This is a genomic window from Streptomyces sp. NBC_01571 (genome assembly GCF_026339875.1).
Classification (GTDB): domain Bacteria; phylum Actinomycetota; class Actinomycetes; order Streptomycetales; family Streptomycetaceae; genus Streptomyces.
Genome location: NZ_JAPEPZ010000001.1, coordinates 8,038,893 through 8,055,143 on the forward strand (window position 1 = coordinate 8,038,893; position 16,251 = coordinate 8,055,143).

The following is a 16,251-nucleotide window of genomic DNA, read 5'->3' on the forward strand; positions in this document are numbered from 1 at the left end:
CAGCCCTTAGGGCACCCGGGCCGTCCACTCGGCCGACCCGAACTTCGAGCGCGCCAGCTCCTCGGCGCGGGCCAGTTCCGCGGGTGTCACCCCGCCGTCCGTGAGCCCGTAGCGGCCGCGGAAGGAGTCGATCATCCGCCCGATGACCTGCTCGCGGGCGAGCCCCGTCTGCCGGCGCAGCGGATCCACCCGCTTCTTCGCGCTCCTGGTGCCCTTGTCGGAGAGCTTCTCCCGGCCGATACGCAGCACTTCGAGCATCTTGTCGGCGTCGATGTCGTACGACATGGTCACGTGGTGGAGCACGGCACCGGCGCCGCCGCCCGGACCGACCACCCGCTTCTGGGCGGCTCCCGCGATCTTCCCCTGCTCCGTCGCGATGTCGTTCAAGGGCTGGTACCAGGCCCTGATCCCCATGTCCCCGAGCGCGCCGAGCACCCAGTCGTCGAGATAGGCGTAGCTGTCCTGGAACGACAGGCCCTGGACGAGCGCCTCCGGCACCGAGAGTGAGTAGGTGATGGTGTTGCCCGGCTCCACGAACATCGCCCCGCCACCGGAGATCCGGCGCACCACCTCGATGCCGTGGCGCGCGGCACCCTCGGGGTCGACCTCGTTGCGCAGCGACTGGAAGCTGCCGATGATCACGGAGGGGGCACCCCACTCCCACACGCGCAGCGTCGGCGGGCGGCGGCCCGCGGCGACCTCCGCGGTCAGCACCTCGTCCAGGGCCATGTGCAGCGCGGGGGACTGCGGCCCCTCGTGGATCAGCTGCCAGTCGTAGTCCGTCCAGTCGGTGGCGTGCGCGAGCGCCCTGCGCACCGCGATCCCGATGCCTTCCGAGGTCAGGCCGTACATGACCGTGCCCACGGGCAGCGCGGCGTCGACACGGGCCGCCAGGCCCGCCGCGTCGGTGTCGGCGGGAGCGCCGTCCAGCGCGTGGTTCACGGCGTCCAGCGCCTCGTCCGGTTCGAGGAAGAAATCGCCCGCCACGCGCGCGTGGCGCAGCTCCCCGTCCTCGACGTCCAGGTCCACCACGACGAGCTTGCCGCCGGGGATCTTGTACTCACCGTGCACCGATCCGCCTCCGTTCGTTCCACCGGCACCAACGCCGACCTGCGGTGATTGATTCCGGTCGGTCAAGGGGGCGGTGCGTGGCGCGTTGTCGGGACGGGGCGCCCTGCCCTCCGGGGGATCGCGAGTGCCCTGGTCGGGCCCGAGGCTGATCGTTCCGCACAGCGAGGCGACACGGCATGTTCACGACCCGACCGACTCTCCAGGGCACCGTCGGCACGGAGGGGCCTCGGCGGACGGCTCGCTCGACTGCGGCTGCGGCTTCGGGGTGGCGAGGAGTGGCTCCAGGAAGAAGCCCGTGGGGCGACGGCAGAACCTGGCCACGGCGCTTGCCGGTAGGCCATCGCCCGGCCGCGGTGCCGGATGGCTGCCCGGGACCGCGGTGTTCGCGTCTCAGCCGCTGCTCTCGGTGCTTTCACTCGTCTCGCTGATCAATGTCCTTGCTCTTCACACCGGGGAGTTCGATCTCTGTGTGGAACGCGTCCTCGGACTCCGGCACGTCCGCGAGAGGCGTCCACGCGCCCGCCGGTGTCGCGCCCACCGCCGACTCCAGCAGGCCGCTCATCTGGTCGAGCGGTTCGTCGAACTCGACCAGGGGACCGAGGGGGCGGGTGCCCGGACGGGCCTTTCCCGCAGACCGCCACCGCGGTGGCACCGGACGGGCCGGCCACCGCCCTCGCCTCGTTCTTCCCCCTCGTGGTCTCATCGCCCGCCATTCGTCATGCGAGCCATGCGGACTCCTTGTGACGTAGGCGTGGGGAGACGTCCGAGCCGCCCGCGGCAGCGGACGTGCCCGTGGTGCCGGGTGCGGCCGAGTGCCCCAGGTGCCGGTGCACGAAGTGGATGGCCATCGCCCCCTCACCGGCCGCCGAGGCCACCCGCTTCACCGAGCCGCTACGGACGTCCCCTACCGCGAAGACCCCGGGCAGGTTGGTCTCCAGGGGCATGCACGAGCGCCCGCGGCCGTGCCACACCTCGGGGTAGGCGCAGGCCTCCTGGGCCTCCGGGCCGGTGAGGACGAAGCCGCGGGAGTCGAGGGCGGTGATGCCGGCGAGCCACTCGGTGTGGGGGTCGGCGCCGGTGAAGACGAACAGGCTCCGTACCGCGAGTCGGTGGTGTACGCCCGTGCGGTTGTCGACCACGTCGAGCTCCTCCAGCACCTCCTGGCCGATGACCTCGGTGACCTCGCTGTGCAGCATGACCTCCACCCGCGGATGGCGCTCGACCTGGTCGATCAGGTAGCGGGACATGCTGGCCTCAAGGCTGGGTCCTCGGACCAGCAGGTGCACCTTCGGCGCGTACCCGGCGAGGAACAGCACCGCCTGGCCCGCAGAGTTGCCTCCGCCGACGACGGCCACCGGGTCGGTGCGGCACTGCTTGGCCTCGTAGAAGGTCGCCGAGTAGTGGACGCTCGTTCCCTCCAGACGTTCGATACCGGGCACCTGGAGCCGGCGGTAGCGGGCACCCGTGGCCAGGACGACGGCGCGGGCGGCGATCTCGCTGCCGTCGGCGAACGCCACCACGTAGTGGTCCTCGTCCTTGGGGTGGAGACCGGTCGCCTCCACCGGAATGCTGATCCTGGCGCCGAACTTGTCGGCCTGGAGCACGGCGCGTTCGGTCAGTTCGGCGCCGGAGATGCCGGCAGGGAAGCCGAGCAGATTCTCGATGCGGGACGACGTGCCGGCCTGGCCGCCGGTGGCCATCGCCTCCACCACGGTGGTGCTCAGGCCCTCGGAGGCGGCGTACACCGCGGCAGCGAGGCCGGCGGGTCCGGAGCCGACGATGAGGACGTCGCCGTGACGGTTTCCGGCGGGCAGTGACGGCAGGCCGATGAGCCGGGCCAGTTCCGCGTTGCCGGGGTTGCGCAACAGGGTGGTGTCCCGCCAGATGACTAGCGGTGTCTCCTCCGGGCCGACGCCGAAGCGGCGCAGCAACTCCTCTGCCTCCTCGTCGGTCTCCAGGTCGATCCAGCGGTGCGGCAGCCGGTTGCGGACGGCGAACTCGCGCAGCCGCCGGGTGTCGGGCGAGTAGCGCGAGCCGATGATGCGGAAGCCGGCGCCCTGTCCGACGAGCAGCGCGCGACGGCCCAGACAGGCGCGCAGCACGACGTCCCCGATGGTGGAGTCCTGGGACACCAGGTGGCGCAACTGGTCCAGGGAGACGACGAGGACCTCGCCCGGCTCCCTGGCGACAGCGGTGTAGAAGGCCACCTGTCCGTGCAGCAGCCCGAGTTCGCCGATGAAGCGGCCGGGGCCGTGCACGCGCAGCAGGCGCTCCTCGGGAGTGCCGTAGTCCTCGACGACGGCGACGGTACCGCTGAGGACGACGAAGAACGTCTCGCAGCGCTCCCCCTCCCGGAGCAGCACGTCGTTCGGAGCCATGCTCCGGCGTTGCCCGTGCTCCGCCAGACGTGCTATCTGGTCCTCCGTAAGGCGCGGATACGCGCCGCAGGCGTCCGGGGTCTCCCAGAAGACCGCCTCGCCCGCTTCCTCCGGCACCGGTTCGCCGCCCGGCAACGACTGGTCGCCGGACATCAGACGAACGCCTCGTGAACGTAGCACCAGCGCCAATCCTCGCCGGGCTGGAACGACTGCACGATCGGATGGGCGTCGGCAGCCGCGTGCCTACGCGCGTGCTTGTTCGGCGAGGAGTCGCAGCAGCCGACGTGCCCGCAGGTCAGGCAGAGCCTCAGGTGGACCCACGGGGAGCCGAGCAGCAGACACTCCTGACACCCTTCTGGGGTCAGCGGCTGGACCAGCCGGACAAGGGCGAGGTGGGGGTCTGCGTGCAGGGTCATCCGGATCACCCTTCCCGGGCCGTGATCGACTGTTCCACCCACTGGCGCAGAGCGGGGGCGGGCGCCGCCCCCGCCTGCCGGGCGACCGTCTCGCCCTGGTCGAGGACGATCAGTGTCGGTACCGCCTGGACCTTGAAACGCTGCGACAGCCGCGGGTTCTTGTCGACGTCGACCTTGACGAGTTTGATTCGGCCGGCGAGATCGGTTGCGACCTTCTCCAGCGCGGGGCTGACCATGCGGCAGGGGCCGCACCAGGTGGCCCACAGGTCGACCACGACGGGGACGTCGGCCCGCTCGGCGACCTCGGTGAAGTCGTCGTCGCCCGCGTCCACCATCCACGGTAGGGGCTGCTCGCAGTGGCCGCACTTGGGGCGGCCCTCCGCGGCCACGGGCACTCGGTTGGTGCGCCCGCAGTTCGGACAAGTGACGGTCGTCGCCTGCATCGTGCTCATGCCGCCCGCGCTCCCTTCACGTCCTCGGGCTGGTCGTAGGTGACCACCAGCTCTCCGTGTTCGGCGTCGACGCGGACCGTCGCGCCGTCCTGGACGTCGCCGCGCAGCAGGGCGCGTCCGACCAGTGTCTCGACCTCGTGGGAGATGTAGCGGCGCAGTGGCCGGGCCCCGTACACCGGGTCGTAGCCCTGATGGACGATCACTTCCCGGCCGGCGTCGGTGAGTTCGACCGTGATGCGGCGTTCGGCGAGCCGCTGCCGCAGTTCGTCGAACTGCAGGTCCACGATCCGCTCGATCTGCCGCTCGCCGAGCGGCTTGAACAGGACGATGTCGTCGACGCGGTTGAGGAACTCCGGGCGGAAGTGCCCGCGTAGCTCGCCCATCACGAGGGCGCGGGCGTTGGGCTTGATCTCACCTTCGGCGGTGGCGCCGTCGAGGAGGTGCTCGGAGCCGATGTTGGACGTCATGATGATCACGGTGTTGCGGAAGTTGACGGTGCGGCCCTGCGCATCGGTGATGCGGCCGTCATCGAGGATCTGCAGCAGGGTGTTGAAGACATCGGGGTGCGCCTTCTCGATCTCGTCGAACAGCACGACCGAGTACGGCTTGCGGCGTACGGCCTCGGTGAGCTGGCCGCCTTCCTCGTAGCCCACGTATCCGGGCGGTGCGCCCATGAGCCGGCTGACGGTGTGCCGCTCCTGGTACTCACTCATGTCGAGGCGGACCATGTTCTCCTCGGAGTCGAACAGAGCCCGGGCGAGCGTCTTGGCCAACTCGGTTTTCCCGACGCCGGTGGGCCCGAGGAAGATGAACGAGCCGATGGGCCGGCGTGGGTCGCGGATGCCGGAGCGGGCGCGGATGATGGCGTCGGCGACGAGTTTGACGGCTTCGTCCTGGCCGATGACGCGCTCGCGCAGGATCTCGTCGAGGCGCAGCAGTTTCTCGCGTTCGCCCTCCTGGAGGCGGGCGACGGGGATGCCGGTCCAGGCGGCGACGATCTCGGCGATCTCCTCCTCGGTGACGACCTCGCGCAGCAGCCGGTTCTGCCCTTGTTTGGCGGCCAGTTTCTCCTCTTCTGCGGCGAGTCGGCGCTCCAGGTCCTGGAGGCGGCCGTAGCGGAGTTCGGCGGCGCGGTTGAGGTCGTAGGCGCGTTCGGCCTCCTCCGCCTCGTGGCGGACCTGCTCCAGTTCCTGGCGCAGTTCCTGCACGCGGCGGATCGCCTGCCGTTCGGCTTCCCACTGGGCGTGTTTGGCGTCGGCCTCGCCGCGCAGGTCGGCCAGTTCCCTGCGCAGCTCCTCCAGGCGTGTTTTGCTGGCGGTGTCGGTCTCCTTGGACAGGGCCGCTTCCTCGATCTCCAGGCGGGTGACGCGGCGGGTGATCTCGTCGAGTTCGGCGGGCATCGAGTCGATCTCGGTCCGCAGCCGTGCGCACGCCTCGTCGACGAGGTCGATGGCCTTGTCGGGCAGGAACCGGTCGGTGATGTAGCGGTGGCTGAGGGTGGCCGCGGAGACCAGCGCGGTGTCCTGGATCTTCACGCCGTGGAACACCTCAAGGCGTTCGCGCAGTCCGCGCAGGATGGAGATGGTGTCCTCCACGCTCGGCTCGTCGACCAGGACCTGCTGGAAGCGGCGTTCGAGGGCGGCGTCCTTCTCGATGTGCTTGCGGTACTCATCGAGGGTGGTGGCGCCGATCATGTGGAGTTCACCGCGGGCGAGCATCGGCTTGAGCATGTTGCCCGCGTCCATGGCGCCCTCGGCACCACCGCCCGCTCCTACGACGGTGTGGAGTTCGTCGACGAAGAGCAGGATGCGCCCCTGGGCGGCCTTCACCTCGGACAGCACGGCCTTGAGGCGTTCCTCGAATTCGCCGCGGTACTTGGCACCGGCGACCAGGGAGCCCATGTCGAGGGCGAACACCGTCTTGTCGCGCAGGCCCTCGGGGATGTCGCCGCGCACGATGCGCTGGGCCAGGCCCTCGACGATGGCGGTCTTGCCGACGCCGGGGTCGCCGATGAGGACGGGGTTGTTCTTGGTCTTGCGGCTGAGGATCTGGGTGACGCGGCGGATCTCCGCGTCACGGCCGATGACCGGGTCCAGCCGCCCGGACCGAGCCTCGAGGACCAGGTCGCGGCCGTACTTCTCCAGAGCCTCGTAGGCCACTTCGGGGTTTGCGGAGGTGACGCGCTGGTTGCCGCGGACCTGGGTGAGCACGCTCAGGAACGAGTCCCTGGTGATGCCGGCCTGTGTGAGCAGTCGCCCGGCGGCGGTCGAAGATCCCTCCTCGGCCAGGGCGAGCAGGAGGTGCTCCACGGACACATACTCGTCCTTGAGGTGTTTGGCCTCCCGCTCGGCGGCGTCGAGCAGGCGGCCGAGGCGCTGGGTGACGAAGACCTGGCCGGGTGCCGCGCCTGGGCCGGTGACCTTCGGGCGGCGGGAGAGTTCCTCACGCACGGCCGCGCGCAGTTCCTTCGGCTCGGTGCCGGCCTGCTGCAGCAACCGCGGGATCAGACCGTCCTCCTGATCGAGAAGTGCGAGCAGCAGGTGTTCCCCGTCGACCTCGGTGTGCCCCATGCGGACGGCCGCTGTCTGGGCCTCCTGGAGGGCTTCCTGGGACTTCTGGGTGAGACGGTTCATGTCCATGGGGGTGTTTCACTCCTCGTGCCGCGGCCGCGCGGGGCGGCTTCGAGCAGGCTGTCGGGTCGAGCAGGTCGAGCACCACGCCGATGGACGCGTAGGTGAGGCGGAGTCCGGTGCGCAGCCGCTGGATGCGGGCGACAACCGCGACGCCGCGGGGCACCTGGTGTTCGACCCCACGGCCCCGGCGGCTGGAGGCTCTCGAGCACTTCCACTCCCCAGGGTGGCGAACCGGGTGGCTCCACGCCTGCGCCTGGCGAGTCAGGAATGCACGAGTCCGGTCGCCCCACGAGTACGAGAGAAAAAATCCAGACATCTCGGATAAGTCGGGCACGGAGCGGGTACACGAATCACCGCTCGCCTCCCTGAAGGCTCAGGGAGAACGGAGTGATCGCATGGCCGGCGGTCGGACGCACAGCCCGTACCACCGCTGCCCTGACCGGGCGGGCAGCCCTTCGCGGGGCAGCGCCCGGTGGCACACCAAGGCCGCGCGCGGACAGCCACGCCCACCCGCTCGCGCCCCAGCCGACCATGACCCCCGCGACCTGATGGTGCTTCCCGCACCCTGTTCGACACCCCGGACGAAGACGAGATCCTGCGACTGGCCATGGACCACATCGCCGCCGCGGGCCATACCGGGCCGAGGCCGGATATCTCAAGGTGGGCGGCGACCTGGTCCCCAGCCCGGGGAACGGACAGAAGCATGCCTCGGCCGTGGGCCGGAGGGTGCGGCAGCCGGCTGGGCAGGACGGCCCTGCGACCGTACCCGGCAGGCCCTGGGGCCGGGCCCTGGGGCTGCGCGGACTTGAGGGACTCCACGGCTACCTCGTGGTGACGTCCCGCTCCCGGCGGCCGAGCGATCCCTGCTCGCCACACTCGTCCGGCACACCGCTGCCGCACTGTCAGTCGCCTTCGCACACCGCCGCCGACGCGAGGACGCGCCGGAGCTGCAGCGACTGAGAGGCGAACGCACAGCCCTCCAGCGGCAGCTGATCCGTGTCGGGGCCGAGCTGGGGTACCAGCGAGCCGTTCACGCGCTCATGGCCGACGTCGCTGCCTCGAGCGGCACCGAGGAAGCCATCACCCGCGCACTGCACAGGCTCACTGGACTTCCCGCGCTGGTCGAGGACCGCTTCGGTCGGTTGAGGTCCTGGACCGGCCCCAGCCGCCCCGACCCCTATCCCGAACCGGACCCCGTGCGCCACGCCGAAATGCTGCACGCCGTCGCCTGTCAAGCCGGGCCGGTGCGGATAAAGGACCGGCTGATCACCCTGGTCCGCCCGCACGGCGAGATCCTGGGCGTGCCGGCCCTGGTCGATGTCCGGGGCGAGGCCGACGAGCACACCGTGCTCGCGCTGGAACACGCCGCCGCGTCGCTCGCGCCGGAGCTGACGCACCTGCGCGATCTGGCCGAGGTGGAGCTGAGGCTGCACCGCGAGCTCGTCGACGACCTCGTGGCAGGGACGGACGAGGCGAGCGCCTACGCCCGGTCCGAGGCAGTGGGACACGACCTGCACCGCAGCCACTACATCGTCGTGGTGCAGTGGGCCGAACAGGACTGCGGACGATTCCTTCGCGCAGACCGTGGGACGGGCGGCCTTTCGTGCGATCGGTGTCCGCAGCAGGTGGGCGGGCTGCCCTGTTACCTGCAGGGGGTGGGTGGCCCAGCCTCGAAGGGGCAGAGAAGGTGTCCGACGCCGCCTACGGACGACGGCAGCCTGAGCGTCAGCGATGCTGCGGCAGATGTCGCGGCCGGAGCGAGCGCAGGGGGCCGGACACCACCGATGGGAGACGCCCGGGCCGCGGCCCGGCGTCACAGGGCGATGACGTGGAGGTCGACCAGGTCGAGCAGCGCCCGCAGGGCCGAACTGGGCCGCCGGGTCGACGACGTGCCGAGATGCATGCTCCAGCGGAGCATGGTGCCGTCGACGTCCAGGACGTGCAGGCCGGGGGTGCGGGCAACGGCGAACGCGGGCAGGAAGGCGATGCCCAGACCGTGCCGGACCAGTGCCGCCCCCATGTCGATGTCGGGCACTTCCAGTGCCACCCGGCGTCCGACGCCCGCCACCGCGAACGCCCGGTCGACCACCTCGCGGTTGCCGTAGCCCGGCGGGAAGTCCACGAAGGGCTCACCCGCGAGGTCCGCAAGTGCCACCTCCCCCCGCTGCGCGAGCGGATGAGCGGCGCTCACCACCAGGACGAGCGGCACCGTGGCCAGCTCCCGTGCGTCGATCCCGGCGGGTTTGTGCTCGGGCAGCGACAGGAAGGCCACGTCCAGGTCCCCGCTGAGCAGTGCGTGCGCCAGTCCCGCCGATCCGGTCGTCGCCAGCCGCAGTCGGACGTCGATCGCCGGATGCCGCGCGTGCAGCTGTCCGAGGAGCGCGGGCAGGTCCACCACCTCGACCGAGGCCATGGCGCCCACATTCACCGTGCCGTGCAACGTGTCCTGTGCGTCGCGCACGGCGTCCTGGGCCACCTGGGCGGCGTGCAGGGTGGCCCGAGCCTCCGGCAGCAGCGCCGCGCCCGCCCCGGTGAGCCGGACCTGCTGCGACGTGCGCTCGAACAGCGCGCAACCGAGCTCGCGCTCCAGGGAGCGGATCGCGGCGGACACCCCGGACTGCACCACGTGCAGCCGCCGGGCGGCACGCGTGAAACTGAGCTCCTCGGCGACCGCGATGAAGTGCTCCAGCTGACGTAGCTCCACACGAGAAGTATCACTCACATTGCTCGAGCCCAGCAAAAACATTCGTTGGCACTGATCCCGGCTGGTGAGGAAGATGGAAAACGCCATCCACTTCCGCCCGAGGAGGGGTTACCCCTGCCTGCCGTTCCGACGCCGCTGAGCCGTCCCACCCCCGACGCTCCCGACGACCCGACCCTTCCGATCCATCCGATCCCAGCACCCGCTCCCGCCGGCCTGCCGCCTCGCGCCCCCGCCCTGCGCCGTGCCTCGCACACGACCGGCTTCTGGTTCGTGGCGGTGGCCTTCACCGTGCTGATGGCCTTCGGTACCGCGCCCACCCCGCTGTGGCCGCTGTACGAGGCCCGGGACCACTTCGGCGCGACCACGGTCACGGTGGCGTACGCGTCGATGGTCGTGGGAGCAGCGGCCGCCTTCCTCGGACTGGGACACCTGTCGGACCGGCTCGGCCGCCGGCGCGTCATCGTCCCGGCGCTGCTGGTCGGCATCGTCGCGTCGGTCGTACTGATCCTGTGGCGGGACCTGCCGGGGCTGATCGCGGGCAGGATACTGAACGGTGTCGGACTGGGGCTGATGGCCTCGACCGCGACGACGTACCTGCACGACCTCCACCACGAGGCCCGTCCGGAACGGACGGGTTCGGTGCTGCCCGGCATCGTGGCCACCGCCGCCAACCTCGGCGGCCTGGCCTCGGGGCCCCTGGTCGCCGGAGCCGCCGCGCAGTGGCTTCCCGCGCCCCTGATCACCACCCAGGCGATCTTCACGCTCGCCATGGCAGTGTGCCTGGTGCTGGTGCTGTCCACCCCGGAGACCGTGGACCTGGAGCTGCCCGTGTCCGCACCGTCCAGCAGGTTCGTCCTGCGCCCCGGCGGCGGGCGGACGTTCGGCGCGGCCGGAGCGCTGGGCGCCTTCGCCTTCGCGATCCTCGGGCTGATCTCCTCCCTCGGGGCGAGCGTGCTCCATGGCACTCTGCACACCGACTCGCACCTCGTGGTCGGCCTGGCGGCCTTCCTCATGTTCGGTTCCGCTGCGGCCGCCCAGCTGGTGCTGGGGCGCCTCCCACTGCCCCGGGTCCTGACCGTGGGGGCAGTGGTCTTCCCGGTCGGCCTGGTCCTGTGCGCCGTCGCCCTCTACCACCCGGCGCTCTGGCTCTACCTGGTCGCCGTGTCCCTGTCGGGAGCCGGCTCCGGGCTGCTGTTCAAGGGAGGCGTCGAACGTGCCGTTTCCGTGGCCGAGCCCGCCTCGCGCGCGGGGGTCCTCGCCGTGTTCTTCGTCGTCGCGTACCTGGGAATGGGCCTGCCCTCGGTCCTGTTCAGCATCGCCCTGCGGCATTTCGCCGTGCAGACCGCGATGATCGGCTTCGCGGCGGTCCTCTCCTGTGGCGCCGTCGTGTCGGTCGCCGTCGCGTTGCGCGACCGCGCACCCGGTCCCGGCACGCTCTCCGCGCGGTCCGCTCGCCCCTCCTGACCTCCCCGCGGCGCATGCGACACCGGTTGTCTGGGAGGCGTGGACCCGGGGTACTCGTCCCGGGCGCGCGTGACACGGATCCGCGGCAGACGGGAGGCCGAGATGTCTGTGGAATCGGCCAGAACGATCGCGCTCCCCTCCGGAGAGGAGATCGCGGCGCTCGGACAGGGCACCTGGTACCTGGGCGAGGAACCGGCCCGGCGTGAACAGGAGATCGCCGCGCTGCGGCTGGGCGTGGACCTGGGCATGACCGTCGTGGACACGGCGGAGATGTACGGCGACGGCGCAGCCGAGGAGCTCGTCGGGGAGGCGCTGCGGGGACGCCGGGAGGAGGTCTTCCTCGTCAGCAAGGTGCTGCCCGGCCACGCCGACCGGAAGGGCACCGTCGCCGCCTGCGAGGGCAGCCTGCGGCGGCTCCGTGCGGAACGGCTGGACCTCTACCTGCTGCACTGGCGGGGACGGTGGCCCCTCGAGGAGACCCTTGCGGGATTCACCGACCTGATGGAGGCGGAGAAGATCCGTTACTGGGGCGTGAGCAATCTGGACGTCGCCGACATGGCCGAGCTGACCGCCCTTCCCGGCGGCGACGCGGTGGCCGTCGACCAGGTGCTGTACAACCTCTCCCGGCGCGGCGTCGAGTGGGATCTGCTCCCCTGGTGCCGTGAGGCCGGGGTGACGGTCATGGCCTACTCCCCGATCGAGCAGGGGCGGCTGCTGAAGTTCGAGGCTCTGGGTGCCGTGGCCCGGGCCCTCGGAGCCACGCCGGTCCAGGTGGCACTGGCCTGGGTGCTGGCACAGGGGGCGGCCGCGATCCCGCGTTCCGGATCGCCCGACCACGTTCGGGAGATCCGCGGCGCGGTGGACCTCCACCTTCCCGCCGAGGCGCTCGAGGCCCTCGACGAGGCGTTCCCGCCGCCCAGCGGGCCCACGCCCCTGGAGATGCTCTGAAGGAGCTGAAAGGATGGCGCGCCCCCACCCGCTCACGTCGGCTCACGTCCGCAGGGCCCCGCTCCGCGCCACCCCGGGCACGGCGACGAGATCGATCGGCCGCAGCCCCGCTTCTGCTCGACCTCGTCACCGTGATCACTGTGTTCATGGGCATCACTGCCTCTGCGCCGCGCTGTTCCTGCGCGTCCGTGTGACTGCGGCGTTCCTACACCGCCGGCGGCGAAGGCCCCGGGAAGGGTGGTCTCCGGCAGCAACGCCACCAGCAACGCCACCCTGTCGGCATCCGCAACAGCGGCGTGTGCGCCGCTTCAAGGCGTGTGTCGAAAATGGATCCGGGCCACTCAGGACGCTCGTGTGAGCGAGGCCCGGTGACGGCGCCTGTCGCGCGGTTCCCGGCGAGATCAGGTAATCAGGAACGGTGAACAAGGACGCGACCGACCCCTTCGTGCATGTCCGGGGCGCCAGTGAGAACAACCTGCGGAACATCGATGTCGACGTTCCGCGCGACGCGATGGTCGCCTTCACCGGCGTCTCCGGTTCGGGCAAGTCCTCGCTCGCCTTCGGCACGCTCTACGCGGAGGCCCAGCGGCGCTACTTCGAGTCCGTGGCACCGTACGCCCGAAGGCTGTTGCAACAGGTCGGCGCACCACACGTGCAGGAAATCACCGGACTGCCACCGGCCGTGGCCCTGCAGCAGCGGCGCGGGTCGCCCAGCTCGCGCTCGACGGTCGGCACCATCACCACGCTGTCCAATCTGCTGCGCATGCTGTACTCCCGCGCCGGCACCTATCCGCCCGGGGCCACACGGCTGGAGGCCGAGTCGTTCTCACCCAACACCGCGGCCGGCGCCTGCCCGGAGTGCCACGGACTGGGCGTCGTGCACGACGTCGCCGAGGACCTGCTCGTCCCGGACCCCTCGCTGAGCATCCGCGAGGGGGCGATCGCCGCCTGGCCGGGCGCCTGGCAGGGCGCCAACCTGCGCAGTGTCGTGAACGGCCTGGGGATCGACATCGACCGACCGTGGCGCAGGCTCAGGAAGAAGGACCGGGACTGGCTGCTGTACACGGACGAGCAGCCCTCCGTGTACATCGAGCCGGAGGAGGACCGCGTCGACTACGGCTACCAGGGCAAGTTCTGGAGCGCCCGCAAGCACGTCATGCACGTCCTCGCCGACTCCAAGAGCGAGAAGATGCGCGAACGGGCGCTCCGGTTCGTCAGGAGTGTGCCCTGCCCCGAGTGTCACGGCAGCGGACTGCGGCCCGAGGCGCTCGCCGTGACCTTCGCCGGACGTTCCATCGCCGAGATCAACGCGATGCCGCTCACCGAGGTCGTGGCGCTCCTGCGGCCCGTCGCGGGGCGGTCCGAGGCCGACGCCACCACGTCGACCGCCCGATCCGGGGAGACGACCGAGGTCGCGGTCCGGATCTGCGGCGATCTGGTCGCGCGGGTCGACGTACTGCTCGACCTGGGCCTCGGATATCTCAGCCTCGGGCGCCGCTCGACGACCCTGTCGCCCGGCGAGGCGCAGCGCCTGCGCATCGCCACCCAGCTGCGCTCGGGGCTCTTCGGCGTCGTCTACGTCCTCGACGAACCCTCTGCGGGCCTGCACCCGGCTGACGCGGAACCGCTGCTGGACGTGCTGGACCGCCTCAAGGCGGCGGGCAACTCGCTGTTCGTCGTGGAGCACGACATGGACGTCGTACGGCGGGCGGACTGGGTGGTCGACATCGGCCCCGGCGCGGGTGAGGGCGGCGGACGCGTGCTGTACAGCGGCCCGGTCGCCGGTCTTGAGCGGGTCGCGGAGTCGGCCACGAGCCAGTACCTGTTCGGGCGTGCCCAGCCGCTCGATCACCGCCCGCGCACACCGCACGGCTGGCTGCACCTGAGCGGCGTCTCCCGGCACAATCTGCACGACGTGTCCGTCGACGTACCGCTCTGTGTACTGACGGCGGTGACGGGCGTGTCCGGTTCCGGAAAGTCGACGCTGGTGACGCAGGTGCTCGCCGAGGTCGTCCGCGGCCACCTCGGACTCGCACCCGAGGAGCCCGACGAGGCGCAACTGGAGGTCGACGTCCAGGACGCGTCGGGGGTCGAGTCGTTCGACCGGCTGGTCCGGGTCGACCAACGGCCCATCGGCCGAACTCCCCGGTCCAACCTGGCCACGTACACGGGGATGTTCGACGCGGTGCGCAAGCTGTACGCGGCGACGGACGAGGCCAGGGCGCGCGGCTACTCGGCCGGCCGGTTCTCCTTCAACGTGCCCGAAGGGCGGTGCGAGACCTGCCAGGGCGAAGGATTCGTCGCGGTGGAACTGCTGTTCCTGCCCGGCACCTACGCGCCGTGCCCGACCTGCCAGGGCGCCCGGTACAACGCCGAAACGCTGGAAGTCACCTACCGCGGCAAGAACATCGCGGAAGTACTGGCGCTGTCCGTCGACGCCGCCGCCAAGTTCCTGTCCGCCGTCCCGGCCGCCTCCCGCAGTCTGGAGACGTTGCGCGAGGTGGGACTGGGGTACCTGCGGCTGGGCCAGCCCGCGACGGAACTCAGCGGGGGTGAGGCGCAACGCATCAAACTGGCCACCGAACTCCAGCGAGCCCGCCGCGGGCACGCGCTCTACCTGCTCGACGAGCCGACGGCGGGGCTGCACCCCTCGGACATCGCGCTGCTGCTGCGACAGCTGCACCGGCTCGTCGACGCCGGCAACACGGTCGTCCTCGTCGAGCACGACCTGGACACGATCGCCACCGCGGACTGGGTGATCGACCTCGGGCCGGGCGGCGGCGACGCGGGCGGGCGCGTGGTCGCGGCGGGCCCGCCGGCCAAGGTGGCGAGGGCCCGCCGCAGCGTCACCGCGCCCTATCTCGCGGCCCGGCTCGCGCGCTCCTGACGACGGCGCGAGGGGCTGAGCACCCGTCAGCCGGGTCCGGGGCGCAGGGTCGCGCGCGTCGCCATGCTGCGTTCCAGCTGGTGGCGGATACCGCTCGCGAGGTGCCCCGCGCGGGTCCGTTCCGCGCGGTCAGCTGGGCATGGGGTGGTGCGCCCGGGCGAACTGTTCCACGATGGCGGCGCAGAAGGCGGGCAGGTCGGCAGGGCTGCGGCTGGTGACCAACTGTCCGTCGACGACCACCTCCTGGTCGACGACCTCCGCGCCGGCGTTGCGCAGGTCCGTGCGGATGCTGGGCCAGGACGTCAGACGGCGGCCGCGCACGGCGTCGGCTTCCACCAGGGTCCACGGGCCGTGGCAGATCGATGCGACCGGTTTCCCGCTGGCCATGAAGTCCTTGACGAACTGCACCGCGTCGCGGTCCATGCGCAGTTGGTCGGGGTTCATGGTGCCGCCGGGCAGGAGAAGGGCGTGGTAGTCGTCGACGGAGGCGTCGGCGACCAGGCGGTCCACGGGGAAGGTTCCGGCCGCGTTGAGGTCGAACTGGCGGGCCTGGATCTCGCCGGGGTGGAGCGAGACGATCTCGGTCTTCGCGCCTGCGCCCTGCAGCGCACCGCGCGGTTGGTCGAGTTCCACGCGCTCGACGCCGTCGGTGGCCAGAATCCCCACCCGCATCCCCTGGAGTTCCTGTGTCATGGTAAAGCTCCCTTCACGAGTCGCTGGTTGTGACGTGAGCGGTAGGGACACCCGGCCACTAGGGCGCGACCGCTACAGCAGCCGGTCGAACACCGCGGTCACGCCCTCCCAGTGACTGGTCTGCGGGTTCTTGACATCCGGATACATGATTTTGAACGTCTCCGCGAGGGCGACGCTGAGACCGCCGATGATCTCGGGGTAGCGCTCTTCGGTCTCCTGGGTGGGTGTCCTGTCGAGGGGAGGATGCGCGGCGAGCTGTTCCAGGATCGGCTTCAGCTCGACCTCCTCGTCGAGCCGCCGGAACCGGTGGATGCTCTCCTGGAGGCCCTTGGTCATCGGTAGATCCCACGGTTCGACGGTATCCCTGCCGTTGGCCTTGGCCGACGCCTGGCCGGCGACCAGGAGGTCGTAGAGCTTGGCGTCGACGAAGTCGCCGTACCGCTTCAGGTCGTTCTTGTCCACGTCGAGGCTTGCGGCGGCGCGGAAGAACCTCTCGAACTTCGACACACCCATCACGGTCATGCCCTCTCGCCTCCTCACCGGAACGGACGGCGTCGCTCCTGCCCGCGCCGCCATCGGCTGTTACCCGGTCGAGATTCGCAGAG

At 70.9% G+C, this 16,251-nt stretch carries 12 protein-coding genes and 2 pseudogenes; 4 read left to right on the forward strand and 10 right to left on the reverse strand.

Annotation, left to right across the window (positions count from 1 at the left end; all coding sequences use genetic code 11):
- Positions 1–6: 6 nt before the first annotated feature.
- The 7 genes and pseudogenes from lplAB to OHB41_RS36260 all read right to left on the reverse strand — a co-directional run.
- Positions 7–1,071: a lipoate-protein ligase LplAB gene (gene lplAB, locus OHB41_RS36230; RefSeq protein WP_266703151.1), complete on the reverse strand. Its 1,065-nt coding sequence runs from the start codon at positions 1,069–1,071 to the stop codon at positions 7–9.
- 412 nt (positions 1,072–1,483) lie between these two features.
- Complete coding sequence (locus tag OHB41_RS36235) at positions 1,484–1,633, reverse strand: Hsp20/alpha crystallin family protein (RefSeq protein WP_266703153.1); 150 nt, start codon at positions 1,631–1,633, stop codon at positions 1,484–1,486.
- A 154-nt stretch (positions 1,634–1,787) separates the two neighbouring features.
- On the reverse strand, positions 1,788–3,602 hold the full coding sequence (locus OHB41_RS36240) for an FAD-dependent oxidoreductase (RefSeq protein WP_266703155.1): 1,815 nt from the start codon (positions 3,600–3,602) through the stop codon (positions 1,788–1,790).
- The gene (locus OHB41_RS36245) at positions 3,602–3,865 is read right to left on the reverse strand and encodes a UBP-type zinc finger domain-containing protein (RefSeq protein WP_266703157.1); all 264 of its coding nucleotides are present in this window, start codon (positions 3,863–3,865) and stop codon (positions 3,602–3,604) included. The genes OHB41_RS36240 and OHB41_RS36245 overlap by 1 nt, the downstream gene beginning before the upstream one ends.
- Before the next feature lie 5 nt (positions 3,866–3,870).
- The gene (gene trxA, locus OHB41_RS36250) at positions 3,871–4,317 is read right to left on the reverse strand and encodes a thioredoxin (RefSeq protein WP_266703159.1); all 447 of its coding nucleotides are present in this window, start codon (positions 4,315–4,317) and stop codon (positions 3,871–3,873) included.
- Positions 4,314–6,956 carry an ATP-dependent chaperone ClpB gene (gene clpB, locus OHB41_RS36255; protein ID WP_266703161.1) on the reverse strand — a complete coding sequence of 881 codons (2,643 nt, stop codon included), beginning with the start codon at positions 6,954–6,956 and terminating at the stop codon, positions 4,314–4,316. Before clpB ends, trxA begins: the two co-directional genes overlap by 4 nt.
- Positions 6,947–7,110: pseudogene (locus tag OHB41_RS36260) on the reverse strand (chaperone modulator CbpM); the annotation flags it as partial. The gene clpB and the pseudogene OHB41_RS36260, both read right to left, overlap by 10 nt.
- A 235-nt stretch (positions 7,111–7,345) precedes the next feature.
- Between OHB41_RS36260 and OHB41_RS52690 the strand changes: the two are divergent.
- Positions 7,346–8,573: pseudogene (locus OHB41_RS52690) on the forward strand (transcriptional regulator); the annotation flags it as partial.
- Positions 8,574–8,763: 190 nt separating this feature from the next.
- Here OHB41_RS52690 and OHB41_RS36270 read toward each other — a convergent pair.
- Positions 8,764–9,654, reverse strand: a complete 891-nt coding sequence (locus OHB41_RS36270; RefSeq protein ID WP_266703165.1) for a LysR family transcriptional regulator — start codon at positions 9,652–9,654, stop codon at positions 8,764–8,766.
- A gap of 45 nt (positions 9,655–9,699) precedes the next feature.
- Here OHB41_RS36270 and OHB41_RS36275 point away from each other — a divergent pair, with 45 nt between their 5' ends.
- From OHB41_RS36275 to uvrA, 3 genes are all read left to right on the forward strand, one after another.
- Complete coding sequence (locus OHB41_RS36275) at positions 9,700–11,118, forward strand: MFS transporter (RefSeq protein WP_266703167.1); 1,419 nt, start codon at positions 9,700–9,702, stop codon at positions 11,116–11,118.
- Positions 11,119–11,220: 102 nt separating this feature from the next.
- Positions 11,221–12,066, forward strand: coding sequence for an aldo/keto reductase (locus OHB41_RS36280; RefSeq protein WP_266703169.1), 846 nt, complete (start codon positions 11,221–11,223; stop codon positions 12,064–12,066).
- 418 nt (positions 12,067–12,484) lie between these two features.
- On the forward strand, positions 12,485–14,953 hold the full coding sequence (uvrA, locus tag OHB41_RS36285) for an excinuclease ABC subunit UvrA (protein ID WP_266703171.1): 2,469 nt from the start codon (positions 12,485–12,487) through the stop codon (positions 14,951–14,953).
- Between the two features lie 129 nt (positions 14,954–15,082).
- Here uvrA and OHB41_RS36290 read toward each other — a convergent pair whose 3' ends face one another.
- Both OHB41_RS36290 and OHB41_RS36295 read right to left on the reverse strand, forming a co-directional pair.
- A complete protein-coding gene (locus tag OHB41_RS36290) occupies positions 15,083–15,646 on the reverse strand; it encodes a type 1 glutamine amidotransferase domain-containing protein (protein ID WP_266703173.1) in 564 nt (187 codons plus the stop codon).
- Positions 15,647–15,718: 72 nt separating this feature from the next.
- Positions 15,719–16,168: a DUF1931 family protein gene (locus tag OHB41_RS36295; RefSeq protein WP_266703175.1), complete on the reverse strand. Its 450-nt coding sequence runs from the start codon at positions 16,166–16,168 to the stop codon at positions 15,719–15,721.
- Positions 16,169–16,251: the final 83 nt, after the last annotated feature.